This is a genomic window from Halorussus marinus, assembly GCF_004521895.1.
Classification (GTDB): Archaea; Halobacteriota; Halobacteria; order Halobacteriales; family Haladaptataceae; genus Halorussus; species Halorussus marinus.
Map to the genome: position 1 here is coordinate 24,552 of NZ_SBIR01000003.1, position 24,488 is coordinate 49,039.

Here is a 24,488-nt window from a genome sequence, read left to right on the forward strand (position 1 = left end):
AGCTCTCGGCCGTGTTCGCCGCGGGTCCCAGTCGCCCCGTTCGGTCGCTACTCGCCGGTCCGGAACGACAGGTCCAGCGACGCCGCCGAGTGGGTCAGCGACCCCATCGAGATCACGTCCACGCCGGTGGCCGCGTACTCCCGAACGGCTTCGACGGTGATCCCACCGCTCGCCTCGGCGAGAACGCCGTCCGGGAGCGTCTCGACGCTCTCGCGGACCGTCTCGGGGTCCATGTTGTCTAACAGCACGACGTCCGCCCCGGCCTCGGCGGCCCGGACGGCGTCGTCGGGGGATTCGACCTCGACCTCGATCTTCGTCGCGAACGACTTCTCGGCGCGGAAGTGCGCCACCGCATCCTCCAGCCCCATCTCGGCGACGTGGTTGTCCTTGACCATCACCAGCCCCGACAGCGTGAGTCGGTGGGTGTCTCCGCCCCCGGCCGCGACCGCGCGCTTCTCCACCCCGCGGAGGCCGGGCGTGGTCTTGCGGGTGGCCGCGACGGCGACGTCGTCGTTCACCTCGCGAACCGCTTCGACCGCCCGGCGAGTCTTCGTCGCCACCCCCGAGGCGTGGCCCGCGATGTTGACCGCGACGCGCTCGCCCCGGAGGACCGATTCCGCGGGCCCTTCGACCGCGAGAACCGTCTCTCCCGGTGCGATCCTGTCGCCGGCTTCCGCGGTCGCTTCGCAGTCCGCGTCGAGGTACTCGAAGACGGCCCCGGCGGCGTCGAGTCCCGCCGCGACGCCGCCCTCCTTCGCGACGAGGCGACCTGTGGTCTCGCCGGGAACGTGGTTGGTCACGTCGCGGTGGCCCACGTCCTCTCGGAGCCACTCCTCGACCGTCCGGTCAGTCACTCGCATTCGCGGTCACCTCCTCGGCGTCCGCCAGCGCGTGACAGCCCACCGGCTCGGCCGCCATCGCCTCGCGCGCGACGAGGAGCGCGACGACGCTGGCGTTTCTGAGCTCGTAGAGGCTCCGACTCGTCCGGGTGCGCGTGTAGGCGTCGACCTCACCCTTGAGCCGCCGAAGGACCGCCGTCGCCCGCTCGAGTCCCTCGGGCGTCCGCCGGAGTCCCACCCGGTCGTCCATCACGCGACGCAGGCGGACGAACTTCCCGCGGGCGAACCCCTCGGGGAGGTTGGGGTCGCTGTCGCGGCAGTCCGGCGCGTCGACGCGGTCGTGGTCGAGGCCGGTCGCCGACTCGTCGGCCGCCGACTCCCCGGCGCGCAGGCCCCAGACCAGCCCCTCCAGCAGGCTCGTCGAGGCGAGGCGGTTCGCGCCGTGGACGCCGGTCCGGGCACACTCGCCGACCGCGAACAGCCGGTCGAGGTCGGTCCGGCCGCGGTCGTCCACCGCGATCCCGCCACAGAGGAAGTGCTCGCTCGGTTCGACCGGAATCCCCTCGCGCCAGTCGACGCCCCGAGCCTCGCACTTGGCCGCGAGGTCGGGAAACTCCCCGGCGAACTCGACGGGCCCCACGTCCAGCGCGACCTCGCCCGTGCGCTCGCGCTCGTCGGCGACGGCGCGGGCGACCACGTCGCGGGGGGCCAGTTCGGCGTCCTCGTGGTAGTCGGGCATGAAGCGCTCGCCGTCCCCGTTCCGGAGGAGCGCGCCCTCGCCCCGGACCGCCTCGCTGACGAGGAAGGGGTCCTCGCCCGCGTACGCAGTGGGGTGAAACTGGATGTAGGCCACGTCTTCGACGTCTGCCCCCGCCAGCGCGGCCATCGCGATGCCGTCGCCCGTCGCGGTCGCCGGGTTGGTCGAGCGCTCGTAGAGCGCGCCGATTCCGCCGGTGGCGAGGACGGTCGCGCCCGCGAAGACCGGGGCCGTCTCGCCGTCGGTCTCCACGACCGCGCCGTGGACCCGGTCCTCGTCGGCGATCAGGTCGAGCGCGGCGGTGTCCTCTCGCAACGTCACGCGTTCGTGGGCGTCGAGATGATTCAGGAACGGTCCGAGGACGTGCTTGCCGGTGCTGGCGTCGACGTGCAGGATGCGCTCCTCGGAGTGGGCGGCCTCGCGGGCGAAGTCGAACCCGGCGGAGTCGGACTCGTCCGCCACGCGGTCGAAGGGCACCTCGAGCGTCTCGACCAGTACGTCCTCGACCGCCTCGCGCGATTCGTCGACCAGCACCGCCACGGCTTCGGGGTCGGCGGTGGCGGCGCTGGCGGCGAGCACGTCCTGCTCGAACGACTCGGGATCGCTCCGGGCGATGGCGACCCCGCCCTGCGCCCAATGGGTGGTGGTCTCCTCGGGCCGAGTCGCCTTCGTGACGAGGAGCACGTCCGCACCCTCGCGTGCGGCCGCGAGCGCGGTCGCACAGCCCGCGATACCGCTTCCGACGACGAGGACGTCGGTCTCTGTCGGAGCGTCGAGTACGTCGGGCTCCGATGGGGTGTGGCGTTCGTGCATCGTCATAGCTCCAGCATGCGCTCCATCGCCACGTTCGCCAGTTTCGCCTCCCGGGGCGGGACCTCGACGACGTTGCGTTCGCGCCCGGCGACCAGTTCCTCTAGCACCCACGTCAGGTAGTTGGGGTCGATCTGGCGCATCGCGTTGCAGTCCATGCAGGCCTCCCCGCAGAGGGGCACGACGTTCACCTCGGGGTGCCACCGCTGGAGGTGGTTCACGAGGTGGATCTCCGTCCCGACGGCCCACGTCTCGCCGGGGTCGGCCGCCTCGATCGTCCGGGTGATGGTCGACGTCGACCCCGCCACGTCGGCGGCCTCGACGACCTCTCGGCGGCACTCGGGGTGGACGACCACCTCGGCCTCGGGGTGGTCGTCGCGTATCCGCTCGACGTGGTCGGCCCCGAAGCGCTCGTGGACCTGACAGTAGCCGTCCCAGAGGACGATGTCGGCCGCCGCGACCTCCGCGGCCGACTTGCCCGCGGGATCCCACGGGTCCCACTCGGCGATCTCGTCGGCCATGCCGAGCCGGTGGGCGGTGTTCTCGCCGAGGTGCTTGTCGGGCAGGAACAGCACCTTGTCGCCCCTGTCGAGCGCCCACTCGAACACGTCGTGGGCGTTCGAGGAGGTACAGACCGCCCCGCCCTGCTCGGCGCAGAACGCCTTCAGGTCGGCGTAGGAGTTCATGTACGTGACCGGGACGATCTCGGCGTCGGGCGCGGCGTCAGTGATCTCGGCCCACGCCGCGTCCACCTGCAGGGCTTCTGCCATCCCCGCCATCGGACACGACGCCTCCATCGAGGGCAGGAGGACCGTCTGGTCGTCGCCGGTGATGATGTCGGCCGACTCGGCCATGAACGTCACGCCCCCGAAGACGACGTACTCGGCGTCGGCCTCGGCCGCCTCGACGCTCAACTGGTAGGAGTCGCCGACGAAGTCGGCGTGCTCGACGATCTCCCGGCGCTGGTAGTTGTGGCCCAGTATCACGACGTCGTCGCCCAGTTCGGCCTTCGCGGCCGCGATGCGCTCCGTTCGCTCTTCTTCGCTCAATCCCCGATACGTTTCGGGTAACTGCTCGACGTCGTCGTATTTGAAGAGGCTCAGTTCCGTTTCGATGTCTGCTGTTTCCATTTTTGGCACAGTCGTTTGCACCGAGTTCTCTAGGCATCATAGGACTGTATTGAAAATATTTTCTCTTCACAGACGCGGTTCGGAGCTCAAGAAGACGACGAAGAGCGAACAGAGTGAGGAGAGGTCTGTTTAGATAGCTTCGAATAGGATTCTCCGAGAGAGCCGCGGAGAAAAGCGCGGCGCGCACGCCTCCGACAGTTACGTCGTCGAAGATTCCGGTATCCGACTCGCCGCCGCCGACGATTCCGCCGGTCTACCGCCCCTCGTCGATAGTCTCGCGGGTTTATCGTCCGTCGTAGACGACCTCGCCGTCGACGACGGTCATCGCCACGTCGATGTCCTCGATCGCCTCGGGGTGGTCCCACGGCGAGCGCTCAAGCACCGTGAAGTCGGCCCTTTTGCCCGGTTCGACCGTCCCGAGTCGATCCTCGTCGAAGCCCGCGTACGCCGCCCCGCCGGTGTAGGCCCGGACCGCCTCGGTGACCGAGAGGCGCTGGCAGTCGGCGGGCGCGTTGACGGTCTGGTGGATCCCGAGCAGGGGGTCGAGGGGCATACAGTCGCTCCCGAACGCGAGGTTCACGCCGGCTTCGAGCATGTCGGCGTAGCGGTTCGAGCGCTCGCGGCGCTCGGTGCCGATCCGGTCGTCGTAGAGGCCGCCCTCCCGGGCCCACTTCAGGAAGTTCGGCTGGACCGACGCGACCGCGCCCGAGTCGGCGAACCGATCGAGCGCGTCGTCGTCGGTGAGTTCGGCGTGCTCGACCCGGTGGCGGGCCTCGCCGGGGTCGTCGGTGTCGTCGTACGCGGCCAGCACCTCTCGGACCGCCTCGTCGCCGATGGCGTGGGCGGTCAGCTGATAGCCCGCGTCGGCGGCCTCCTCGACGAACGCCCGGAGCGACTCGGGATCGACCACCCACTGGCCGGTCTCGCCGTCGGCGTCGGCGTACGGCTCCGAGAGCTTCGCGGTCCGGCCGCCGAGGCTCCCGTCGGTGAACGTCTTGACGCCCCCGACCGCGACGAACTCCGAGCCGTGGTTCGTCCGGAGCCCCGTCTCGATCAGGGCGTCGAGGTGGTCCGACCAGTAGTTGAGCCGGACCCGGAGCGACAGGTCGTCGTCGAGGTCCATCTCGCGGTACACCTCCGGAGCCCGCGAGTTCCGGACCATGTCGTGGACGCCCGTCACGCCCTTGCGGTTGGCCTCCCGCTGGGCCGCCTCGAGGAGTTCGCGCATCTCCGCGGCGTCCGGTTCGATGGCCTCGTAGACGACGTCGACCGCCTCCTCGACGATGACGCCGGTCGGCTCGCCGCCCTCGGCCTTCACGTCGGCGTCGGGCATCTCGTCGCCGTACCGGTCGAGCGCGACGGAGTTGACCGCCGCGATGTGCATGTCCTCGCGGAACGCCGCGACCGGCCGCTCCTCGCTCACTCGATCGAGATCGGCACGGGTGAGGTATCGGGAGTCGTCCCACGTACTCTCGTCGTAGCCGAACCCGAGGACCCACTCGCGGTCGGTGTCGGCGGCGTCGGCGACGCGCTCGACCGCGTCGGTCGGCGAGTCGGCCCCCGAGAGGTCGGCGTAGACCAGCGAGCGACCGAGGTGCTGGAGGTGGGTGTGGGCGTCGATGAACCCCGGGAGCAGGGTCCGCCCGCCGAGATCGACAACCTCCGTCTCGACGCCGTCGAGGAACTCGACCTCGTAAGCCGAGTCGACGCGGGCGACCTCGCCGTCCCGCACCGCGACCGCCTCGGCGGTCCGGTCGGACTCCTCGAGCGTGTGGACGTCGGCGTTCGTGAACAGGATGTCAGCCGGCGCTGTCATACTCAGAGCCTGCGGGCGCGAGGCGATAATCGTTGGGGAACCGGCGGGCCGCTTGCGCGCCGGCCGATCGGCCGTTACCGGCCGCCCCGAACCGTGACCTCGGACGCGTCGGTCACCACGACCTCGTAGTCGAAGAAACCGAACCGCGCGGTCCCGTCCGCGCGGGGCGTTCCGTCGTATCTGTCGGCGAACAGCGCATCGAGCGCGTCGGGGTCGACCGATTCGGCGAGGGGAGCCATCTCGGCCGGATCGACGTTCGAAGCGGCGGTCACCGCCGCGACCACCGCCTCGCTCACTCGTTCGTCGCCGCCGACTTCGCGCGTCAGTACCGTCTGTGCGTCCTGCTGGTGGGATCTGTGTTCGATCATAGGTACGGTCCGCCAGAGCGCTTCCGGCGCAGTCCTTGCGATGTGTTCGGGACGATCCCCAGTACCTACTGATGGTTCGCCACCGAACGGGTTTATACGTCACCGGTCGTGGTCGGCGAGCGCGGCGTCCACGAGGTTCCGGAGCCCGCGCCGAAGTCGCTTCGACACCGCGCGCGGCGAGATGCCGAACCGCTCGCCGAGCGCCGCCAGCGACGTCCCGCGCGGATCGTCGAAGTAGCCCGCCTCGAAGGCCGCGACCAGCGTCTCGCGCTGGTCGTCGGTCAGCCCGTACTGTTCGCCCGCGTCGAACTCCGAGAGGGTGTGGATCCAGTTGAGCCGGAGGTCGACGCCGTTGTCGGCGCAGTAGCGCTGGAGGCCGGCGATGGCCCCGTGGTCGGGCGACCGAAGCCGGAACACCCACCAGTCCTCGCGACGGACGACCTCCAGTAGCGTCGCCCGCGACTCGATGACGCCCTCGATCAGCCCGGGGTCGTCGCTCCAGACCGCCTCCACGAGCGCGCCGTCGTCGAGGCGGTCGAGGACCGCCACCCGGTCGACGGCGGGGTTGGATTCGAGCGCCGCGACGAACGAGTCGACGTCGTCGCCCCACACCCAGAAGAACGGCATGACGCCCTCGCCGGTCGGGACGACCCGTTCGAGTTCGATCCGCATCTCGGGAGCCGCGGTCAGTGCTCGCCCGAGCGGGAAGTCCGCGACGGGGACCGTCACCTCCGCGATAACGCTCATCGTACGCGGTTCGGGCGCGACGACCAAGTCGGTTGGGGACGTGGGGACACGCAGTGGTCGACCCCACGAGAAGGAGGCGACAGATCGGTTCCGACCGATCAGTCGAGCGCCATGTACGTCTTGGTCTTCGCGACCCCCTCCATCCCCGAGATGTCGGTCGAGGAGGCGTGAAGCACGTCGTACACTTCCTCGGCGTCGGCCTCCGCGATGATATCGAACTCCCCCGCCACGATGTGGGCCTCCGAGACGGCGTCGAGCGCCCGGACCGACTCCACGATGTCTTCAGAGCGCCCTGCGGCGGTTTCTACCATAATAAACGCGTGAACCATCCGTAGTGTGTGGTTCAGTACCACGCGAGAAAAACCTTTGGGGCGTAGTAACATTATTCAGGCCGTCGCGCGTAACGACTATCATGCGATTTGTTATCATCGGTGCGGGACGGGTCGGCCTCCGGACCGCCCGCGTGCTACGCGAGGAGGGCCACGACGTCACCATCGTGGAGCGAGACGCCAACAAGGCCGAGCGCGCCCGCAACGACGAGTTCGAGGTGGTCGAGGGCGACGGCGCCCGCGAGGCGGTCTTAGATCAGGTCGACCTGGAGAGCGCCGACGCGCTCGGGGCGCTGACCGGGGATCTCAACGTCAACTTCGCGGCGTGTATGGTCGCCAAGCACTTTGGCTGTCGGACGGTCCTGCGGATCGACGAGGACTACCGCGAGGACATCTACCGGAAGTTCGCCAGCGACGTCGACGAGGTAGTCTACCCCGAGCGACTCGGCGCGATCGGCGCGAAAAACGCGTTGCTCGGCGGCAACATCCGCGCGATCGCCGACATCGCCCAGAACCTCCAGGTGGTCGAGCTCACGATCACCGACGAGTCGCCCGTGAAAGGCTACTCGATCAGCGAGCTCTCGATCCCGGCCGACGCCCGGATCCTCGCGTTCGGCAAACGCGACGAGTCGATGGACATTCCCCTGCCCGACGACTCGATCGGGGTCGGCGACCGGGTGGCGGTGCTCGCCGACTTCGACGTGTTAGAGGACGTGCGGCGGATCCTGGTCGGCGACGCGAGCCGCGGGGCGGCCGACGAACTGACCGCGAACGCGGGGGGGAACTGAGATGGTCACCGCCTACGTCATGGTCAAGGCCAACACCGGCGAGGCCGACCGGCTGAAATCCCAGATCCTCGACATCGAGGGGGTCGACGACGCGCACATCGTGGCCGGCGACGTCGACATCATCGCCAAGGTCGACGTCGAGTCGCCCGCGGCGGTCAAGGAGATCGCGGCCGACGGGATCCAGCACGTCGCGGGGGTCGAGGACACCCAGACGTACATCGCGATGGACTGACGTAACCGCTCAGAGCGGCGGGGCGCCCGACGGACCGTCGGGCGCGTCGTCGCCGGGCTCGTCGTCGTAGTTTTGAGTCGCCCGGTCGAGCAGGCTCGCGGCCGGCTCTCGGTAGTCGTAGCCGGGGATGATCCCCTGGACCCACGTCCCCTCGACGTAGTCGACGATCGCCTTCGCGTCGTCGGGCGCGCCGGCGGGGTCCTCGCGGGCGAACTCGACGACGACCGAGACCGCCTCGCCCTCGCGGCGTATCTCGGGCGGGTCGGCGTCGTCGGTCTCGGCGACCGCGTGGACGTCGTCGAGTCGGCGTTCGAGCGTCTCGAACCAGCCGTCCGCGACCACGTCGGCGACGGTCTCGCCCGCGACGACGGCGTCGATCTCGGGCGCCCGGACGGTCACGCGGTACGCGCCGTCATCCGCGACGGTGGTGTTCTCGAACGGCGTGGAAGTCACGGCGAACGCGCCGCCGTCGGTCGGCTCGAAGTCGGGATGACGGCGAAAGGCTCGCTCGGCGGAGTCGTCGGTCATTCGGGCGAGAGTAGGGGAGTCGGGGGAATGTGAGTTTCGACTGGGATGCGACCGGCGCCCATCAAAATCACTATACCGCTCAGTACACATACAGACGCTATGGATTCCGGGGGCGGGACGATCGCCGAGATGCTGGGAGCGCTCGAAGCGATCGGTTCGGCGGGCGAACCGGTCACCGCGGGCGAGATCGCAGCCGAGTTCGGCGGCGCTCGGGAGGCGGCGGCCGAGCGCCTCGACGAACTCGTCGAGCGCGGCGACGCCGAGACCAAGTCCGTCGGCGGCGAGCGGGTGTGGTGGCGGTCGCCGGACCCCGAGGCGCTCGGAGCGGCTCGATTCCGCTCGCTCGTCGACGCGGTCGAGGAGTACGCCATCTTCATGCTCGACCCCGAAGGGCGGGTCGTGACGTGGAACTCCGGGGCCAGCGCGATCAAGGGATACGACGAACGCGAGATCATCGGCGAACACTTCTCGACGTTCTACACGACCGAGGACGTCGAGGCCGGCGTCCCCGAGCGGAACCTCGCGGCCGCGGCCGAGCGGGGCCGCACCGAAGACGAGGGGTGGCGGGTCCGGGCGGACGGCTCGCGGTTCTGGGCGAACATCGTCCTCACCGCCATCCGGGACGACGACGGGACGCTCGAAGGGTTCGCGAAGGTGACCCGCGACATGACCGAGCGCCGCGAGCGCGAACAGCGGTTCCGCCGCGAGCGCGACCAGACCCGACAGTTGCTCAAGACGTCGCCGGTGGCCCTCGCCGTGCGTGACGCCGAGGGCGAGGTGCAGTTGGCGAACGAACGCGCCCGAGAGCTGTTCGGCGAAACCGGGTGGGGCCTCGACGAGAGAGCGGTCCCGGACGCGGGTGGCGGGAGCGAGGCGTTCCCGACGGCACGGGTCCGGGAGACCGGCGAGCCCGTCTCCGACGAACTCGTCCCCATAGAGTCGGCCGACGGCGAGCGCCGGTGGCTCTCGGTGAGCGCCGCGCCGGTGTTCGACGCCGACGGCGGCCTCGAACGGGTGATCGTCGCGGGCGAGGACGTGACCGACCTCAAGCGACGCGAGCGCGAACTCGAAACCGAACTGGCGGAGATTCTCGGACGGGTCTCGGACGCCTTCTACGCGCTCGACGAGGAGTTCCGGTTCACCCACGTCAACGACCGCGCCCAAGAGCTCCTCCAGCGCTCGGAGTCGGAACTGCTCGGCGAGCGCCTCTGGGAGGTGTTCCCCGAGGCCGCCGACGACGACGACGTCTGGGGGAGCTTCCACGAGGCGGTCGACACCCAGACCGCCACCAGCTACGAGGTGTACTTCGAGCCCCTCGACCTCTGGGTGGAGGCCAGCGTCTACCCCTCCGAGACCGGCGTGTCAGTGTACTTCCGGGACGTGTCCGAGCGGATCGACCGCGAGCGGGCGCTCGCCGACTCCGAGCGCCGATACCGCACGCTCGCCGAGAACTTCCCGAACGGGATCGTCACGCTGTTCGACGACGACCACCGGTACACGGTCGCGGCCGGCGAAGCGTTCGACTCGCTCGATCTCGCCCCGGCGGACGTCGAGGGTCGAACGCCGACCGACGTGTGGAACGACGAGACGGTCGCCGAGACCATCGAGGAGACGATGGACGCCGCCCTCGACGGCGACGAGGAGTCGATCGAGATCACGTACGCCGGCCGGGAGTGGGTCGTCTACGCGGTCCCGGTCGACCGCGAGGACGGGACCGTCACCTCCGGGATGACCATGTCGCTTGACATCACCGAGCGCAAGGAGCGCGAGCGCCGACTGGAGCGGTTCGCGAGCGTCATCTCCCACGGGCTCCGGAACCCGCTGGAGATCGCCCAGATCTACCTCGACATGGCCCGGGACGACGGCGACCCCGGTGACTTCGACCAGATCGAGCGCGCGCTCGACCGGATGGAGACCATCATCCGGAACCTGCTCACGACGAGCCGCGGCGGGCAGGGGGTCGCCGCGACCGAGGCGGTCGCGGTCGCCGGCGTCGCCGAGCAGGCATGGCAGACCGTCGAGACGCCCGACGCGACGCTGGTCGTCGGGGACGAGACGGGAAGCGTGGTGGCAGACGCCGACCAGCTCAAGACCGTGCTGGAGAACCTGTTTCGCAACGCGATGGAGTACGGCTCGCCGGACGCGGCGTCGGCCGACGACGCGGCCGGCGGCGCGACCGTCCGCGTCGGACACCTCGACGACGGCTTCTACGTCGAAGACGACGGGCCCGGGATCTCACCCGACAAGCGCGAGGAGGTGTTCGAGTACGGCTACACGTCGGGGAGCGGGACCGGCATCGGGCTCGCGGTCGTCCGCGACATCGCGGAGGTCCACGGCTGGGAGGTCGCCGCGACCGAGGGAACCGACGGCGGCGCGCGCTTCGAGATCCGCGGCGTGACGCGACCGGCGGCCGACGGCGGAGAGTAGCCGAGCGGTCGCCATGCCGTAGCGCGCAAGTAGTCGTGGCGCGAGCGACCGACGGGAGCGAGCGGGCCGAGCGAGGGCCGGAGGGACGAGCCCAGGCTTTTCGATCGAGCTTTGTATCGATCGAGCGTCGCCGCCGGCCACGCTCGCGATAAGACGGTCGGTATGCGAGGGATGGGATTCGAACCCATGGACCTCTACAGGAGCGGGTCTTAAGCCCGCCGCCGTTGGCCAGGCTGGGCAACCCTCGCGCGGTTCGGGGTTGTCTGTCGGTCAAGAAGTGGGTTTCGGTCCGAAAGCCGGGCGACTACTCGTGGATCTCGACCGATTCGAGCACCACGTCCTCGCGGGGCTGGTCGTTGCGATCGGTCTCGACCGACCCGATCTCCTCGACGACGTCCATTCCGTCAACGACCTCGCCGAAGACGGCGTGCTTGTCGTCGAGGTGGGGCTGGGCGTCCAGCGTGATGAAGAACTGCGAACCGTTGGTGTCCGGGCCGCTGTTGGCCATCGAGAGGACGCCGGCGTCGTCGTGGCGGAGCTCGTCGTGGAACTCGTCTTCGAACTCGTAGCCGGGGCCGCCGCGGCCGGTCTCGGTCGGGTCGCCGCCCTGAATCATGAAGTCCTCGATGATCCGGTGGAACACCACGTCGTCGTACAGCGCGTCGCCCCGCACCTCGCCGGTCTCGGGGTCGGCCCACGTCTTCGTCTCCGGAGCGGGCTCGGCGTCGGCCGCGGGGTCGTGTTTCGCGAGATTGGCGAAGTTCTCGACCGTCGTCGGCGCGCGCTCGTCGAACAGTCGGACCTCGATGTCGCCGCGATTCGTGTGAAGCGTCGCCGTTAGCTCGTCTGCCATGGCTCATCGGAGGGCGGCCGGAGGGAAAACCCTGCCGGAGACCGGACATTCAACTACCGCGGCGGCGAGGCGTGAGACGATGGACCACACCGCAGACCGACTGACGCTCGCGCGACTCCCGTCGGGCGTCGAGATCGCCACGACCGTCCACACCTACGAGGGCGCGGCCGACGGGCCGACCGTCTACGTGCAGGCGGCCCAGCACGGTCAGGAAATCAACGGCACCGAAACTCTCCGGCGGGTCCACGACCGCCTGCTCGACGCCGAGGGGGCCGGCCGGATCGTCGCGGTGCCGGTCGCCGACCCGCTGACCTTCGATCACGTCTCGTACACGACTCCCGAGCAGTTCGACAGCGTCAACCCGAACATGAACCGCGTCTGGCCGGGCGACCCCGACGGGACGCTCCACCAGCGGATGGCCGCCGCGCTCTGGGAGTACGCCGGCGACGCCGACGCCATCGTCGACCTCCACACCGGCGGCCCGAACTACCTGACCCACGTCGTGTTCATGGAGGGCGACGAGGAGTCGCGGGCGCTCGCCGAGGCGTTTGGCACCGACCTCCTGCTCTCTGAGGAGGCGGGCGAGGACGCCGACGCCGAGTGGGCGGCCCGGGATTTCGGCGGCAAGCTCCGGGTCGCGGCCACCGACGAGGGCATCCCCTCGATCACGCCCGAACTCGCGCACAACAAGCAGATCGTCGAGGACGCCGTCGAGCGCGGGGTCGTCGGCACGCTGAACGCGTTCCGGCACCTCGGCGTGCTCGACGGCGCGATCGAGGAGAACGGCGATCCGACGCTGGCGCGCAACCACCTCGGGCGGGTCACCGCCGACGACTCGGGGCTGTTTCGGGCGAGCCCCGACCACGCGGTCGGCGATGAGGTCGAGGAGGGCGAACACCTCGGGACGCTGTACGATCCCGCCTCCTACGAGGTGCTCCAAGAAGCGCGGGCAGATCGGGACGGTATCCTCTACTCGCTGGCCCAAGAGGCGACGGTCGCCGGAGGCGACACGCTCCTGAACGTGGCGTGGCGCCGCGAGTAGCCGGATAGCGCCCGACAGTCCCATCAGAGGACTCGACGACAGGTCGGGTCGAGCGTCCTCGCGGCAGAGGGCTGGCGTTGTCGCGTCGCAACTGAGCGTCGTCTGGATTCGCGAATCGGTCGAGGGCGGCGACTGCAATCTATCGCGTCAGCGGGGGTGACCTGCGCGCCGTCGCGATCGGAGCGCGCTGGGCGGTCGAGTGGACGGCGGTCGACGCCGCCGCCCTGAAGAGACCCAACTGCCGTCGTCGAAGGCGCGAGCGCCACGCGTCGCTTCGAGCGGGAGCCACTAATATGCTCGCTGAACGCCGATTAAGTTAGATAAAAGACACGTCTGGCGCGCCGCGAGCGCCGTCGCGGGCCCGAGCCGACTTAGTCGAGGCTTCGGATCGTCTCGGCGACCACGCCGACGCCGATGTCGAGCGACTCCTCCTCGATGTCGAAGTAGGCGGTGTGGTGGCCCGCGGGGTTGCTCGCGCCGATCCCGAGGTAGGTCGCCCGTCCGCCTTCCTCCTGAACCCGCCGGATGAGATACGAGGCGTCTTCGCTCCCGCCGAACTCCTTGCGCTCGCGGACTTCCTCGACGCCCGCGGCCTCGGGCGCCGCGTCCAGCACCGCCTCGACCACCGCATCGTCGGCGCCGAAGGTCGTTGTCTTCCCGTACAGGCTGGTCGAGAGGTCGACGTCGTGCATCTCCGCGGCGGCATCGAGAACGCGCTCGGCCTTCCCGAGCATGTACTCGTTGAGGTCGGCGGTCCGGCCCCGGACCTCGACACGCATCTCGGCGCGCTCGGCGATGACGTTCTGAGCGTTCGGCGAGTGGACCTTCCCGACGTTGATCCGGGTCGCGCCGTCCTCGTGGCGCGGGATCGCATAGAGGTTCTGGACGGCGGTCGCGGCCGCCTGCAGGGCGTTGCGGCCCTCGTTTGGCCGCCCGCCCGCGTGAGCCGGCTCGCCCTCGAAGACCACGTCGAGCTTCGCGTTGGCCAGCGGGCGCTCGTAGCTCGCCACGACGGTGCCGGTCTCCAGTCCGAGCCCGAGGTGGAGCGCCAGCAGGTAGTCGAGGTCCGCGAGGTGGTCGGTCTCGCTCATCGGTTTCCCGCCGCGACCGCCCTCCTCGGCGGGCTGGAAGAAGAGTTTGAGGGTGCCGTCGAAGCCGTCGTTCTCGGCGAACTCCCGAGCGATGCCCACGCCGATGGCGGTGTGGCCGTCGTGGCCGCAGGCGTGCATCTCCTCGGGATGGGTGCTCGCGAACCCCTCGCGGGCCGGCCGATGGTCGTCGTCGGTCGCCTCGGCGCGTTCGAGCGCGTCGATGTCGACCCGGACGCCGACCGCGGGCCCGGTGGCGTCGCCGAAGGCGCGCTCGGCGACCAGCCCGGTGATGCCGCCGGTCCGGTCGAGGTACGCCTCGGGAGCGCCCTCCTCGCGGGCGCGTTCGATCGCGGCGTCGATCTCGTCGTCGCCCGGTACCCCGAGTCGGGCGTCGGCCGCGACCGCCGCCTCGCCGAGGTGGATCTCGTAGCCGAGTTCGTCGAGTTCCTCGGCGACCAGCGCGGTCGTCCGGAACTCCTTCCAGCCGGCCTCCGGTCGCTCGTGGAGGTCTCTGCGCAGTTCTGTCAGCGTCTGCTCGCTCGTCTGGGCCATGATACTGAGAGACGATCGCAAACGGACAAAGGAGTGACGGTGTCGGCAATCGGACTATCGCTTCGCGGTGACGTACAGCACCGGCGCGACCACGAGGAGCGCGATACCGAGGAACTTGAACTGGAGGGGCGCGAGGTCGGCGGGCGTGATGAGGAAGATCAGCCCGAACGCGGTGGCGTTAAGCGACAGGACTTTCCGGGAGCCCAGCGGGATGGCCGCCAGCAGCGAGAGCACGAACAACAGCAACAACGCCTGGCCGGCGTTGTACTGGTTCACGAAGTCGTCGACCAGGGGCAGTGGTACGAACTCGAACATCCTTGGCTGAGAATCGAGCCGAAATACCCTTTAAAGTTCCGCTATACCCCCGTGATCACGTCGTACCACGCAAGTCGAGGGGCCGAATCCAGACGAACCAGATCGCGATCATCGCGGTGAGATAGCCGCTCGCCCACACGAGCGACCCGAGCGTCCCGTGCCCCGCGGCGCTCAGCGCGTAGTGGGCGAGGCCGGGTGCGACGACGCCGATCGCGAGCGCGGCACCGAACCGGAGTTTCTCGTCCGAGCCCATCACCGACCACCCTCGAATCGTTCGCGCATATCGCCACGTTCGGACTCTGGCACAGTTAACGGCTCGGTTCGGGGCGCGGACCGGCGCCCCGAACAGGAGAGAAACGGCGCGGCGGCGGTGGCTGTAGTGACTGGCGTGTGGCGTGCGAGCACAGCGGGCCGGATGACAGGCGGTTCCAGGCGACGGCGAATCGGGGGCGACGCACGCCACGCTTTCTCCGAGCCATCGGATAGTAAAAAGGCTCGCTAATTGTTCAATATAGGTCTCTATATCGGGCGATCGACCGATGGGCGGGGTAAACGGCCGGCTCACCGGGGGTGGCTTTTTGTCGGCGGCGTCCGACCGTCGAGATGTGAGCGCGATTACCTTCTTCGGGACGACCGACCTGGAACGTATCGTCGACTTCTACGTCGAAGAGATCGGCGCAGAGGTGTGGCTCGAACAGACCGACTGCACGATCCTGAAGTACGACAACCAACTGCTCGGGTTCTGCGACCGCGACGATCCGGACACCGAGGGCATCCTCACGTTCGTCTACCCCGACCGGGCGGGCGTCGACGAGATGCACCGGACGCTCGCCGACCGCGCCCGCGAGGAGCCCCGCGAGAACGACGAGTACGAGGTCTACCAGTTCTTCGCGGAGGACCCCGACGGACGGACCGTCGAGTGCCAGACGTTCCTCCATCCGACCGATCCGGTGTGACCCGCGGCGCCGAACCCTCAACGAATCACGATAACGTATAACACACTTCGGCCCGTACTTCCGACCATGCCGACCGTCGAATTCCGGGGGGAGAGAATCGACTGCGAGGCGGGAGCGGCGTTGCGCGACGTGCTGTTGGACGCCGGGCTGTCGCCGCACAACCGCACGTCGGAGTGGGTCAACTGCCGAGGTCACGCCACCTGTGGCACCTGCGCGGTCGAGGTCCGGGGCGAAGTGAGCGAGATGAACGCCGACGAGCGCCGTCGGCTGTCGCTACCGCCCCACAGCCTCGACTCGGGGCTCAGGCTGTCGTGTCAGACCGAAGTCCGCGGCGACGTGCGCGTCGTGAAACACCGCGGGTTCTGGGGCCAGACCGTCGAGCGCGACGAGCGCCGCGAGCCGACCGCCGCCGAGCGCTAAACGTCGACGCCGAAGCCGTCCCGGCCGGTCGACCGCTCGGCGAACGCCGCGAGCAGGTCCGCGGCGGCGTCCAGATCCTCGGTGTCGATCACCTCGACCGGCGTGTGCATGTAGCGGTTCGGGAGCCCGAGGTTGAGCGACGGGATGCCGCCCTGCGAGGTGTAGAAGGCGTCCGCGTCGGTCCCGGTCGACCGCCCCGACGCCTGCAGTTGGACCGGCAGGTCGGCGTCGGCGGCCGCCTCGCGGGCGAGGGCGACGACCTCGGGATGGTTCGACGAGCCGCGGGCGACGACCGGGCCGGCACCGAGTTCCACTTCGCCGTGCTGGTGGCGCTCGTCGCCGACGTCGGGCGAGTCGACCGCGTGGGTCACGTCGATCGCGATCGCGGCGTCGGCGTCGAGATCGAAGCCCACCATCTTTGCGCCCTGCTTGCCCAGCTCCTCCTGGACGGTGCTGACCGCGTACACCGTCGGCGCGACGTCGGCCGCGGCCGCGCGCCGGGCCGCCTCCGCGGCGACCCAGATGCCGACGCGGTTGTCCATCCCCCGGGCCGCCATCCGGGTGCCCTGAAGCTCGCGGACCGGCGTGTCGAAGGTGATGGGATCGCCAACGTCGACGAGTTCGCGGGCCTCGGCCTCGGTCTCGACGCCGATGTCGACGTGCTGTTCGGCGACGTCCTCGATCTCGTCGTCGTCGGTGTCCCGGAGGTGGATGGCGGTCTGGCCGACGACCCCACGGACGACGCCGTCGTCGGTGTGGATCTCGACGTGCTGGCCCTTCGTGACCGTCGGGTCGGAGCCACCGACCCGCGAGGGGCGGACGTAGCCGTCCTCGTCGACGCTCGAGACCATCAGCCCGATCTCGTCGGCGTGGCCGGCGAACGCGACGGCGGGCTCGTCGCCCTCGACGACGGCGACGGCGTTGCCGTACTCGTCGGTGCGGACCTCGTCGGCGAACTCCGAGACGTACGCGACCCACTCGCGCTGGACGTCGGCCTCGAAGCCCGAGGGACTGGGTGTCGTGAGAAGTCGATCGAGAAACGCTCGCTGTGAGTCGTCCATGTCTCGACGAACCCGTCGCGTGGTAAAGAACGTCACGACTCGCTCCGCCGACCTGCCCCAACCGCTAAGTCCGCGCTCGGCGAACCGACCGTATGGGAATCCTCGAACTACACTTCCACGACGCGGAGTTTAACTGGACGTTCGACGCCGGCGAATCGGAGGGACGGTTGCTCTCGGTGGGTCGCCGAGACCCCGAGACGGTCTCGGACGGCGGCACGACCCGACCGCCGTCGATGGGCCAGAAGCTCCGGCTCGTCGGGGCGCTCGCGGCGGTCGTCGGGCTCGGCGTCGCGTTCAACCGCCTCCAGCGCCGCCGCGCGCGCAAGGCGGCAGAGGCCGAGGAATCGTCGAGCCGGCGGTTCTCGCTGTCGCGCTCGAAGTGATCAGGCCGTCTCGGGCTCCCACGGACAGGTGACGAGCGCCGCGCCGCCGGCCGGTGTCGGCGGCCTCGCGGTCGCGTCGCTTCTCGTCGTCGCGCCTGCCGTCCCTGTCGCGTCCGTCCCCGGTGTCGGCGACGAAGCAGTTCCGGTAGCGTCGCCCACGATACAGGCGGCGAGATCGCGTCGCTCCGGGCCCTGACGGATCGCCTGCGTCGCGCCGGTTCGGACGTTCACGACCATCGCCTGCCCGCCGTAGCCGTGGGTCTGGTCGCGGCCCCGGACGACCGCGAGCGTCTCGTCGTCGGGGATTTCGACGGTCGTCGAGCGCGTGAACGGCTCGGTGCCGTGGGCGTGCGACAGCTCGCGCGCGCCGAGTTCGGTGCCGTTCAGCGTTTCGACCACCCACCGGTCGGCGTAGCCGTCCTCGCCGTCGTCGTCGTGGTACAGCGTGACGGCGAAGTCGTACGCGCCCGACTCGCGCTCTTTCTCTTCGAGGGTCACGTTCACGACGTTGGCCTCCCCGAGGTCGAGCGACTCGCCCGGAGTGGTGGGTTGGCCGCGCGCGCCGGCGTCTCGACTCGCCGTCGGGTTCTGGACGAGCCCGGCGGCCGCGACGCCCGCGACGGCGACGAGCGCGACCAGCGCCAGCGCCTCGGTCCGGCGATCCATAGCTTGAGTCCGGTACGCCGGCGACTCGGATATAGATTGCCCGACCGACGCCGCCGGTAGGCTTTTCGCCCGGTGGGTCGACGGACCGCCTATGCGCTACTCGGTGTATCTCGTCGAGCACCCCGGCTCGCAGGGCGGCGAGCGCCAGGTCACCTCGCAGGTCGACGGGACCGGCCTCGACTTCTACGAGTCCGGGGTGTGGCTGACCCGCGAGAGCGGCCGGAACTTCTTCCCGTACGAGCAGATCCGGACCATCCGCGAGCACCGCGACGACGGATCCGAGAGCGGGGACGCCGCGAGCGAGAGCGACGATGAGGCGGACGGCGACGACGAGCGGACCGACGGCCGCGGCGAGGACGACGAGTCCGTCCGCGACGACGGCGCGGAGGAAGAACTGGTCGAGTGACTACGGCGCGAGTCCGACGACCTCGCGGTTCAGCACGTCGGCGTAGCCCGAGAACGAGAGTTTGAGCGCCGGGACGCCGGGGAACGTGAGCGTCTGGAGCGCGAGCATCGGCCGCTCGGGCGTCGCGCCGAGCCCCCGGACCGCGCTCTCGACCGCGTTGTAGAGCTTCGCGGTCTCCTCGACTTCGAGGTCCGAACAGACGCCGCCGACTCGGGTCGGGAGTTCCGCGACGACCTCGCCGTCGGCCACCACCGCCCAGCCGCCGCCCATCTCGGCGACGTGTTCGACCGCCGTCTGCATCGCGTCGTCGTGGGCCCCGACCGCGACCACGCCGGTCGTCTCCCAGGTGACGCTGGTGGCGACCGCGCCGCGGTCGAGCCCGAAGCCGGTCAGAAAGCCCGTGAACGCCCGGCCGGGGGCGGCGTCGGGATGGCGGTCGAACAGCGTCGCCTTCAGCACGTCGGCCGACGGATCCGCGAGGAGGCGGTCGCCCTCGACCGGCGGGGAGACGGTGGTCTCGCTCGACAGCAACCCCCGCTCGTACTCGATAGCCCGGACCGCCCCGGCGTCGGCGACCTCGGCGGGCACCCGGAACTGCTCGGGGTCGGCCGAGACGTCGACGGCGTCGTAGAAGCGGTCGGGGTACTCGTGGGTCCGGGGCGCGACCTGCGACTCGCCTTTGTTGTAGACGATCTCGCCCCCGCTGAGGACCGTCGAGACGGTGACGGCTTCGAGGTCGTCGATGAGCACCACGTCCGCGACGCTCCCCGGCGACAGCGACCCGACGCCGTCGAGCCCGAAGTGGCGCGCGGGGTTGAGCGTCGCCATCCGGAGCGCGTCGGCCGGTTCGACGCCCTCCTCGATGGCGCGTCGGACCACCGCGTCCATGTATCCCTCGTCGATGAGGTCGCTGGGCCACATGCCGTCCGAGGACAGCGACAGCTCCGAGACGTCGACGTCGGAGGACGCCTCGCCGATCGCGCCGATGTCGTCGCGGATCGAGCCGTACCGCCCGATGGCGTGGACGCCGTTCTCGACGCGCTCGACGACGCCTTCGCCCGAGATCGCCTCGTGGTCGTCGTCGATGATCGAGGCGAACGCCGCGAGCTTCTCGTCCGAACAGCCCGCGGCGTGGCCAGAGACCGTCTTGCCCGCCTCGCGGGCGCGCTCGTAGAGCAGTTCGGCGGGCGTGTCCCGACCCACCGCGTGGATCCAGTCGGTCTCGCCGACCCCGACCACCCGATCGTCGTCGAGCAGGTCCGCCAGCGCCGCCGCGTCGGCGTCGTCGGCGCGCCGCGGCTCGAAGGTGTCGAGCAGGGGCTGGGGCGGGACGGTCACCCGGACCCGGACCGGGAGGTAGGCGGTAGCCGCGAGGAGCTGTTCGACCCCCTCGGCGCCGAACGCGGGCCCGTAGCCGGTGACCTCCGAGACCACCGTGGTCGTGCCGTGTTCGATCGCGTAGTGGTACGCGCTCTCGAACGTCTGGTGGAGGTCGAGGTGGGTGTGGGCGTCGACGAACCCGGGCGCGACCACGCGGCCGCTGGCGTTGATGCGGCGGGTCTCCTCGCCGACGACAGGGGTCGCGTCCTCGGGGAGGGCGGCGATCTTGTCGTCGACGATCGCCACGTCGCGGGCCTGGAACTCCCCGATCTCGGGCATGAACACCCGACCGCCCGTGATGACCACGTCGGCGGTCCCGTCGCCGAGCGCGACCGGCTGGAGGTCGTTCACGACGAGACCTCCCACACCGCGACCCCGCCCTGCTCGCGGGACGCGATCTCGTCGCGGACCTCCAGCACGTCGAGGTGGCCGACCGCCTCGCTCATCGCCGGGAAGTACTCGGTGGCGGGCAGATCGTCGAACAGTTCGTCCATCACCTCGACAGCGGTGATCGGCCCGGCGGCCGCGACGATCTCCCGGACGTTCTCGGTCCGGTCCTCGTGGGCCGCGAGGACCTCCTCGATCCGGTCGGTGGGGTTCGCGATCTCCTCGCGGTGGCCCGGCAGGAGCCGGTCGAACTCCCGGTCTCGGAGGCGTTCGAGCGACCGATTGAACGCCGGGAGGACCCGCGGGCGCTCGCCGCCGGGCTCGACCGGCGGCTGGAGCAGGGGGTTTGGCGTGATGTCGGGCAGGACGTGGTCGCCGACGATCGCGCGCTCGCCCGACTCGGCGTCGTAGGTGAAGATCGTCTCGCCCCGCGCGTGGCCGTCGACCAGTTCGGCGGTGATCGCGGCGTTCTCGACGGCGACGGTGTCGCCGTCCGCCAGCGTTCGGTCGGTCTCGACGTCGGGGGCCGCCGTGAGATACGACTCGGGGAGGTCGGTGACCAGTTCGGCGGTCGAGGCCGCCATCCCGTGGCGCTCGAAGAACTCGACGAAGAACGATCGCTCGTACTCGAACCGCGCCTCGAAGTCCGCGATGATCTCGGCCGTGGCGGCGCTGGCGAGGACCCGTGCGCCGCTCTCGCGCAGGCGATGGGCCAGTCCGAAGTGGTCCGGGTGCGGGTGGGTGACGACCACCCGTTCGATGTCGGTCGGGCCGAGCCCGCGGGCTTCGAGGGCGTCGAGCAGGCTCGCCCACGCCTCTTCGCTTCCCGGTCCGGGGTCGACCAGCGTCCGTCCCGCGAGGTAGGCGTTGACGGGGCCGACCTGGAACGGCGTCGGTATCGAGAGCCGCGTGAACATACGCCCACTGTGGCCGCCTGCCGATAAACCATTTTTGACACGGCGACGATCGACCGGCTCCGCCCGAAAGTCGACGCCGGGACAAAGTCGATATCTGTCCCTTACGTAAGAACAGAATTATGTGACACCGATGAACAGGCACTTCCGAGACGCGCGATACTACGGGCGACCCACCGCCGAACACCTCTATCGGGGGCTACGGGCGGAACTCCGGCCGGTCGAGCGTCGACGTCGCGGCGCCACCGGCCGCGAACCGCGGGAACCGACCCGGGCCGGGCGGTGGCGCGCGAGGCTTCGAGCGACCGAATCGACGGCCGAACGCCGGGCCCGCGGCGCGGTCCGGCGGGTCCGCGAGCGCGTGTGAGTCCACGCCGTCGCGATCGGCGTCGATATTTCCGGCCGTAAAGTAAGCCTTAAGTCCGGGAAAGGGGAAGGGCTGAGTGCGCGGGTTGGTAGTCTAGTCCGGTTATGACAGCTCCTTCACACGGAGCAGGTCGGCGGTTCGAATCCGCCCCAACCCACTCCTGCTTTCTCGGTTGCCGAGCGCTCCGAGCCGGCTCGAAACTACAGTTGATCTGTGAGGAACGACTCCACGACCTCGTAGTGTGCGTCCGGTTCCTCCCAGTAAGGCATGTGGCTACTCTCTTCGAAGACATGGAGCGTCGAATCCGAGAGCCGATCGGCGATGTCGCGGGCGATCGACGGCTCGATCTCGTCGTACTCGCCCGAGAGCACGAGCGTCGGCGTCTCGATCGCGGGGAGTCGATCGCGGACGTCCCAGTCGCGGAGCCGGGCCGTGTCCAAGAGGACGTACTCGTTGGGGCCCCACATGAGGCCGTAGACGTCGAGGTTGATCCGTTCGAACGTCGAGCGGACGGGAGCGGGGTACTCGTCGGTCCGACACACATGCGCCCGGTAGGCGCCGTCGAGTGCGGCCTCGTATTCCGGGGCGCCGTACGCACGCTCGGCCTCGTGTGCCTCGATGGTCTCCCGGTCGTCTTCGGGGAGGTCCTCTAACACGCTCCGCATCGACTCGTACGCGGTCCGGGTGTCGGCTAACGTGTTGGCGAGCACCAGCGCGTCGACGTGGTCGCCGTATTCGAGCACGTACTCCTGGGCGAGCATGCCGCCCCACGACTGGCCGTAGACCGAAAACGACCCGTCGGGGTCGATCGCTCGGCGGACGGCTTCGAGTTCCTCGCGGTAGTGCTCGACCGTGTACCGGTCGAAGTCGCCGGGCGCCGGCTCGTCCGACCGACCCACGCCGAACTGGTCGTAGAGGTACACCGTCAGGTCCTCGCCGGCGTGGCTAGCGAGCGGCGCGAGGTAGTCGTGGGGCATTCCGGGACCGCCGTGGACGCCGACGAGGACGTCGTCTCCGGACCCGAACCGCCGGTAGTACAGTTCGTAGTCTTCGATCTCGAAGTAGCCTTCCCCGTGGTCGTGGGTCGCGAAGTAGTCTGGGTACTCTGTCACGGCTGTTCGAACCGTCTCGTTTTTTGGTAAAAAATCTAAGCATCGAGGCGACAGCGCCGTGGGGTTGCCGCCTGATCGACCGTATAGTCCAAATATTTAATTGTTGTCGGCAGACATGTGTTCACATGGCACTGTCGACGATCGAACAGGTAGCGCTCTGGGGACCGCCGATACTGCTGTTGCTCGTCACGCTCGGCTACTACGTCCGCTGGGGAAAGGAAGCCGACAAGCGAACCGACCGCTCGAACCGATCGTCGTCGGGAGGTGACCCCTGATGGTGGCGTCGTCGACGATCACGTTCGCGCTGTACCTCGTCGTCGTCTTCGGGATCGGGGTGTTCGGCTACTTCGCGACGAAGACGTTCGAGGACTTCGCCCTCGGCGGCCGGGGGATGAAAGACTGGGTCGTCGGCGTGAGCGCACAGGCCTCGGACATGAGTATCTGGCTGCTCGTCGGACTGCCCGCCACCGCCTACGCGATGGGGCTGTCCGCGATATGGATCGGCGTCGGGGTCATCTGCGGGACCGCGTTCAACTGGTTTTTCCTCAGCAAACGGATGCGCCGGTACAGCGGACTGCTGGGGAGCATGACGGTGTTGGACTTCCTCGAAGAGCGCGTGCGCGACGACTACGGCGTCATCAAGTTCGTGGGCTCGGTGTCGCTGGTGTTGTTCTACACGATCTCCACGTCCGGTGAGTTCATCGGGTCGGGGAAGATCCTGAACGCCGTCTTCGGGTACGACTTCTTCACCGGCGTGCTGATCGGCGGCGCGCTCGTGTTGGTTTACACGCTGGTCGGCGGATTCATCGCCGTCTCGTACACCGACGTCCTGCAGGGGCTCGTCATGGTCGGGGCGGTCGTGCTCCTGCCGGTGGTCGGATTCGCGGGCATCGGTAGCGTCGCGGGCGGCCTGACCGAACTCCAGCAGGTGTCGGGAGCCGCGCCCGGACTGTTCGGCGGGAGCGCGGGGCTCATGGGCCTGATCGGGTTCTTCGCCGGAACCCTCGGCATCGGCTTTGGCTACCCCGGCCAGCCCCACATCTCCGTCCGGTACATGAGCATCGACGACCACCGCAACCTCCGTCGCGCGTCGCTCATCGGGATGGTCTGGGTGATCTTCGCGACGTACGGCGCGATCTTCCTCGGCTGGGCGGCGGGCGCGTACGTCGGCGGCATCGAGAACACCGATCAGGTGATGCCGCTACTCGCGCAGGAACTCCTGCCGGGGTGGCTCGTCGGCATCCTCATGGCGGGCGCCATCGCGGGCATGATGTCGACCAGCGACTCGAAGTTCCTCGTCGCGACGAACGCGGTCTCGTACAACCTCTACAAGCGCTTCGTCGACGAGGACGCCAGCGACCGAAAGATCCTCTGGGTGTCTCGGGCCGTGATGGCCGTGATCGTCGTGGCGGCTATCGCGCTCGCACAACCCTCCGGGGTCGTCTTCACCGTCATCCTCGGCGGATGGGCGGGGATCGGAGCGTCGTTCGGCCCGCTTCTCATCGCGTCGCTGTACTGGGAGCGACTCAACAAGTGGGGCGCGTACGCCGGGATGATCGTCGGGATGTCGACGGTCGCCTTCTGGCTGTTTTTCGACGTCGGGATCGTGTACGAACTCGTTCCCGGGTTCGTCTTCTCGGCGGTCGCCATCGTCGTGGTGAGTTTGGCGACCGGGGAGCCCCCCGAAAAAGTCAAACAGGAGTTTCAGGACGCGACGGGCGCTTCGGGCCTCCGGGTCGACGAAACCGAGGCCGTGGGCGCGTCCGGCGACGATTGACGGCGACGCGAGCCTCGCTTCCGGGCGTCCGAAGC

General features: G+C 69.3%; 27 protein-coding genes and 2 tRNA genes. 11 read left to right on the forward strand and 18 right to left on the reverse strand.

The features are described 5' to 3' along the window. Positions 1 to 47: 47 nt before the first annotated feature. The 7 genes from nadC to EPL04_RS04270 all read right to left on the reverse strand — a co-directional run bounded on the left by nadC (position 48) and on the right by EPL04_RS04270 (position 6,796). Positions 48 to 860 carry a carboxylating nicotinate-nucleotide diphosphorylase gene (nadC, locus tag EPL04_RS04240; RefSeq protein WP_134669754.1) on the reverse strand — a complete coding sequence of 271 codons (813 nt, stop codon included), beginning with the start codon at positions 858 to 860 and terminating at the stop codon, positions 48 to 50. Next, positions 847 to 2,409 carry an L-aspartate oxidase gene (locus EPL04_RS04245; protein WP_134669756.1) on the reverse strand — a complete coding sequence of 521 codons (1,563 nt, stop codon included), beginning with the start codon at positions 2,407 to 2,409 and terminating at the stop codon, positions 847 to 849. Before EPL04_RS04245 ends, nadC begins: the two co-directional genes overlap by 14 nt. A gap of 2 nt (positions 2,410 to 2,411) precedes the next feature. Then, positions 2,412 to 3,545 (reverse strand): quinolinate synthase NadA, encoded by a 1,134-nt coding sequence (nadA, locus tag EPL04_RS04250; protein WP_134669758.1) that lies wholly within the window; start codon positions 3,543 to 3,545, stop codon positions 2,412 to 2,414. Positions 3,546 to 3,819: 274 nt separating this feature from the next. Then, positions 3,820 to 5,352: an amidohydrolase gene (locus EPL04_RS04255; RefSeq protein WP_134669760.1), complete on the reverse strand. Its 1,533-nt coding sequence runs from the start codon at positions 5,350 to 5,352 to the stop codon at positions 3,820 to 3,822. Between the two features lie 74 nt (positions 5,353 to 5,426). Beyond that, positions 5,427 to 5,720 carry a HalOD1 output domain-containing protein gene (locus tag EPL04_RS04260; RefSeq protein WP_134669761.1) on the reverse strand — a complete coding sequence of 98 codons (294 nt, stop codon included), beginning with the start codon at positions 5,718 to 5,720 and terminating at the stop codon, positions 5,427 to 5,429. 99 nt (positions 5,721 to 5,819) lie between these two features. Next, the gene (locus EPL04_RS04265) at positions 5,820 to 6,467 is read right to left on the reverse strand and encodes a helix-turn-helix domain-containing protein (RefSeq protein WP_134669763.1); all 648 of its coding nucleotides are present in this window, start codon (positions 6,465 to 6,467) and stop codon (positions 5,820 to 5,822) included. 98 nt (positions 6,468 to 6,565) lie between these two features. After that, positions 6,566 to 6,796, reverse strand: coding sequence for an Lrp/AsnC ligand binding domain-containing protein (locus EPL04_RS04270; protein ID WP_134669765.1), 231 nt, complete (start codon positions 6,794 to 6,796; stop codon positions 6,566 to 6,568). 83 nt (positions 6,797 to 6,879) lie between these two features. On the opposite strand from EPL04_RS04270, the gene EPL04_RS04275 reads away from it, so the two are divergent. Both EPL04_RS04275 and EPL04_RS04280 read left to right on the forward strand, forming a co-directional pair. Further along, positions 6,880 to 7,584, forward strand: a complete 705-nt coding sequence (locus EPL04_RS04275; protein WP_134669766.1) for a potassium channel family protein — start codon at positions 6,880 to 6,882, stop codon at positions 7,582 to 7,584. A gap of 1 nt (position 7,585) precedes the next feature. Next, positions 7,586 to 7,816 carry an Lrp/AsnC family transcriptional regulator gene (locus EPL04_RS04280; protein WP_134669768.1) on the forward strand — a complete coding sequence of 77 codons (231 nt, stop codon included), beginning with the start codon at positions 7,586 to 7,588 and terminating at the stop codon, positions 7,814 to 7,816. A gap of 9 nt (positions 7,817 to 7,825) precedes the next feature. On the opposite strand, the gene EPL04_RS04285 is transcribed toward EPL04_RS04280, so the two are convergent. Next, positions 7,826 to 8,344, reverse strand: coding sequence for a DUF5813 family protein (locus tag EPL04_RS04285; RefSeq protein WP_134669770.1), 519 nt, complete (start codon positions 8,342 to 8,344; stop codon positions 7,826 to 7,828). 99 nt (positions 8,345 to 8,443) lie between these two features. On the opposite strand from EPL04_RS04285, the gene EPL04_RS04290 reads away from it, so the two are divergent. Beyond that, complete coding sequence (locus EPL04_RS04290; protein WP_245154523.1) at positions 8,444 to 10,771, forward strand: PAS domain S-box protein; 2,328 nt, start codon at positions 8,444 to 8,446, stop codon at positions 10,769 to 10,771. Positions 10,772 to 10,934: 163 nt separating this feature from the next. On the opposite strand, the gene EPL04_RS04295 is transcribed toward EPL04_RS04290, so the two are convergent. After that, positions 10,935 to 11,019, reverse strand: a tRNA-Leu gene (locus tag EPL04_RS04295). 56 nt (positions 11,020 to 11,075) lie between these two features. Further along, a complete protein-coding gene (locus EPL04_RS04300) occupies positions 11,076 to 11,624 on the reverse strand; it encodes a peptidylprolyl isomerase (RefSeq protein ID WP_134669772.1) in 549 nt (182 codons plus the stop codon). 79 nt (positions 11,625 to 11,703) lie between these two features. Here EPL04_RS04300 and EPL04_RS04305 point away from each other — a divergent pair, with 79 nt between their 5' ends. Continuing rightward, entirely contained in the window at positions 11,704 to 12,666 is a 963-nt protein-coding gene (locus EPL04_RS04305; RefSeq protein ID WP_134669774.1) for a succinylglutamate desuccinylase/aspartoacylase family protein, read from the forward strand. A gap of 371 nt (positions 12,667 to 13,037) precedes the next feature. Here the strand turns inward: EPL04_RS04305 and EPL04_RS04310 are convergent, their stop codons facing one another. The 3 genes from EPL04_RS04310 to EPL04_RS04320 are packed head-to-tail and all read right to left on the reverse strand — an operon-like array spanning position 13,038 to position 14,877. Then, positions 13,038 to 14,309: an amidohydrolase gene (locus tag EPL04_RS04310; protein WP_134669776.1), complete on the reverse strand. Its 1,272-nt coding sequence runs from the start codon at positions 14,307 to 14,309 to the stop codon at positions 13,038 to 13,040. Positions 14,310 to 14,363: 54 nt separating this feature from the next. Continuing rightward, on the reverse strand, positions 14,364 to 14,624 hold the full coding sequence (locus EPL04_RS04315; RefSeq protein ID WP_134669778.1) for a hypothetical protein: 261 nt from the start codon (positions 14,622 to 14,624) through the stop codon (positions 14,364 to 14,366). A 55-nt stretch (positions 14,625 to 14,679) separates the two neighbouring features. Next, positions 14,680 to 14,877, reverse strand: coding sequence for a hypothetical protein (locus EPL04_RS04320; protein ID WP_134669780.1), 198 nt, complete (start codon positions 14,875 to 14,877; stop codon positions 14,680 to 14,682). A gap of 352 nt (positions 14,878 to 15,229) precedes the next feature. Here EPL04_RS04320 and EPL04_RS04325 point away from each other — a divergent pair, with 352 nt between their 5' ends. Beyond that, a complete protein-coding gene (locus tag EPL04_RS04325) occupies positions 15,230 to 15,580 on the forward strand; it encodes a VOC family protein (RefSeq protein ID WP_134669782.1) in 351 nt (116 codons plus the stop codon). Between the two features lie 66 nt (positions 15,581 to 15,646). Beyond that, a complete protein-coding gene (locus EPL04_RS04330) occupies positions 15,647 to 16,000 on the forward strand; it encodes a 2Fe-2S iron-sulfur cluster-binding protein (protein ID WP_134669784.1) in 354 nt (117 codons plus the stop codon). On the opposite strand, the gene EPL04_RS04335 is transcribed toward EPL04_RS04330, so the two are convergent. Next, on the reverse strand, positions 15,997 to 17,061 hold the full coding sequence (locus EPL04_RS04335; RefSeq protein WP_134669786.1) for a M20/M25/M40 family metallo-hydrolase: 1,065 nt from the start codon (positions 17,059 to 17,061) through the stop codon (positions 15,997 to 15,999). The two genes, EPL04_RS04330 and EPL04_RS04335, sit on opposite strands and share 4 nt — an antisense overlap. Before the next feature lie 92 nt (positions 17,062 to 17,153). Between EPL04_RS04335 and EPL04_RS04340 the strand changes: the two genes are divergently transcribed. After that, positions 17,154 to 17,444 carry a hypothetical protein gene (locus EPL04_RS04340; RefSeq protein ID WP_134669788.1) on the forward strand — a complete coding sequence of 97 codons (291 nt, stop codon included), beginning with the start codon at positions 17,154 to 17,156 and terminating at the stop codon, positions 17,442 to 17,444. Here EPL04_RS04340 and EPL04_RS04345 read toward each other — a convergent pair whose 3' ends face one another. After that, on the reverse strand, positions 17,445 to 18,110 hold the full coding sequence (locus tag EPL04_RS04345; protein WP_209019566.1) for a hypothetical protein: 666 nt from the start codon (positions 18,108 to 18,110) through the stop codon (positions 17,445 to 17,447). A gap of 91 nt (positions 18,111 to 18,201) precedes the next feature. Between EPL04_RS04345 and EPL04_RS04350 the strand changes: the two genes are divergently transcribed. Continuing rightward, a complete protein-coding gene (locus EPL04_RS04350) occupies positions 18,202 to 18,516 on the forward strand; it encodes a hypothetical protein (RefSeq protein ID WP_134669790.1) in 315 nt (104 codons plus the stop codon). Here EPL04_RS04350 and EPL04_RS04355 read toward each other — a convergent pair whose 3' ends face one another. Next, complete coding sequence (locus EPL04_RS04355; protein WP_134669792.1) at positions 18,517 to 20,247, reverse strand: adenine deaminase C-terminal domain-containing protein; 1,731 nt, start codon at positions 20,245 to 20,247, stop codon at positions 18,517 to 18,519. Beyond that, complete coding sequence (locus EPL04_RS04360) at positions 20,244 to 21,200, reverse strand: MBL fold metallo-hydrolase (protein ID WP_134669794.1); 957 nt, start codon at positions 21,198 to 21,200, stop codon at positions 20,244 to 20,246. Before EPL04_RS04360 ends, EPL04_RS04355 begins: the two co-directional genes overlap by 4 nt. A 446-nt stretch (positions 21,201 to 21,646) precedes the next feature. Here EPL04_RS04360 and EPL04_RS04365 point away from each other — a divergent pair. Continuing rightward, positions 21,647 to 21,721 (forward strand) — tRNA-Val (locus tag EPL04_RS04365). Between the two features lie 43 nt (positions 21,722 to 21,764). Here the strand turns inward: EPL04_RS04365 and EPL04_RS04370 are convergent. Beyond that, entirely contained in the window at positions 21,765 to 22,676 is a 912-nt protein-coding gene (locus EPL04_RS04370) for a proline iminopeptidase-family hydrolase (RefSeq protein ID WP_134669796.1), read from the reverse strand. 125 nt (positions 22,677 to 22,801) lie between these two features. Here EPL04_RS04370 and EPL04_RS18635 point away from each other — a divergent pair, with 125 nt between their 5' ends. Both EPL04_RS18635 and EPL04_RS04375 read left to right on the forward strand, forming a co-directional pair. After that, positions 22,802 to 22,951: a hypothetical protein gene (locus tag EPL04_RS18635; protein WP_167599411.1), complete on the forward strand. Its 150-nt coding sequence runs from the start codon at positions 22,802 to 22,804 to the stop codon at positions 22,949 to 22,951. Beyond that, a complete protein-coding gene (locus EPL04_RS04375) occupies positions 22,951 to 24,453 on the forward strand; it encodes a sodium/proline symporter (RefSeq protein WP_134669797.1) in 1,503 nt (500 codons plus the stop codon). Before EPL04_RS18635 ends, EPL04_RS04375 begins: the two co-directional genes overlap by 1 nt. Positions 24,454 to 24,488 lie beyond the last annotated feature (35 nt).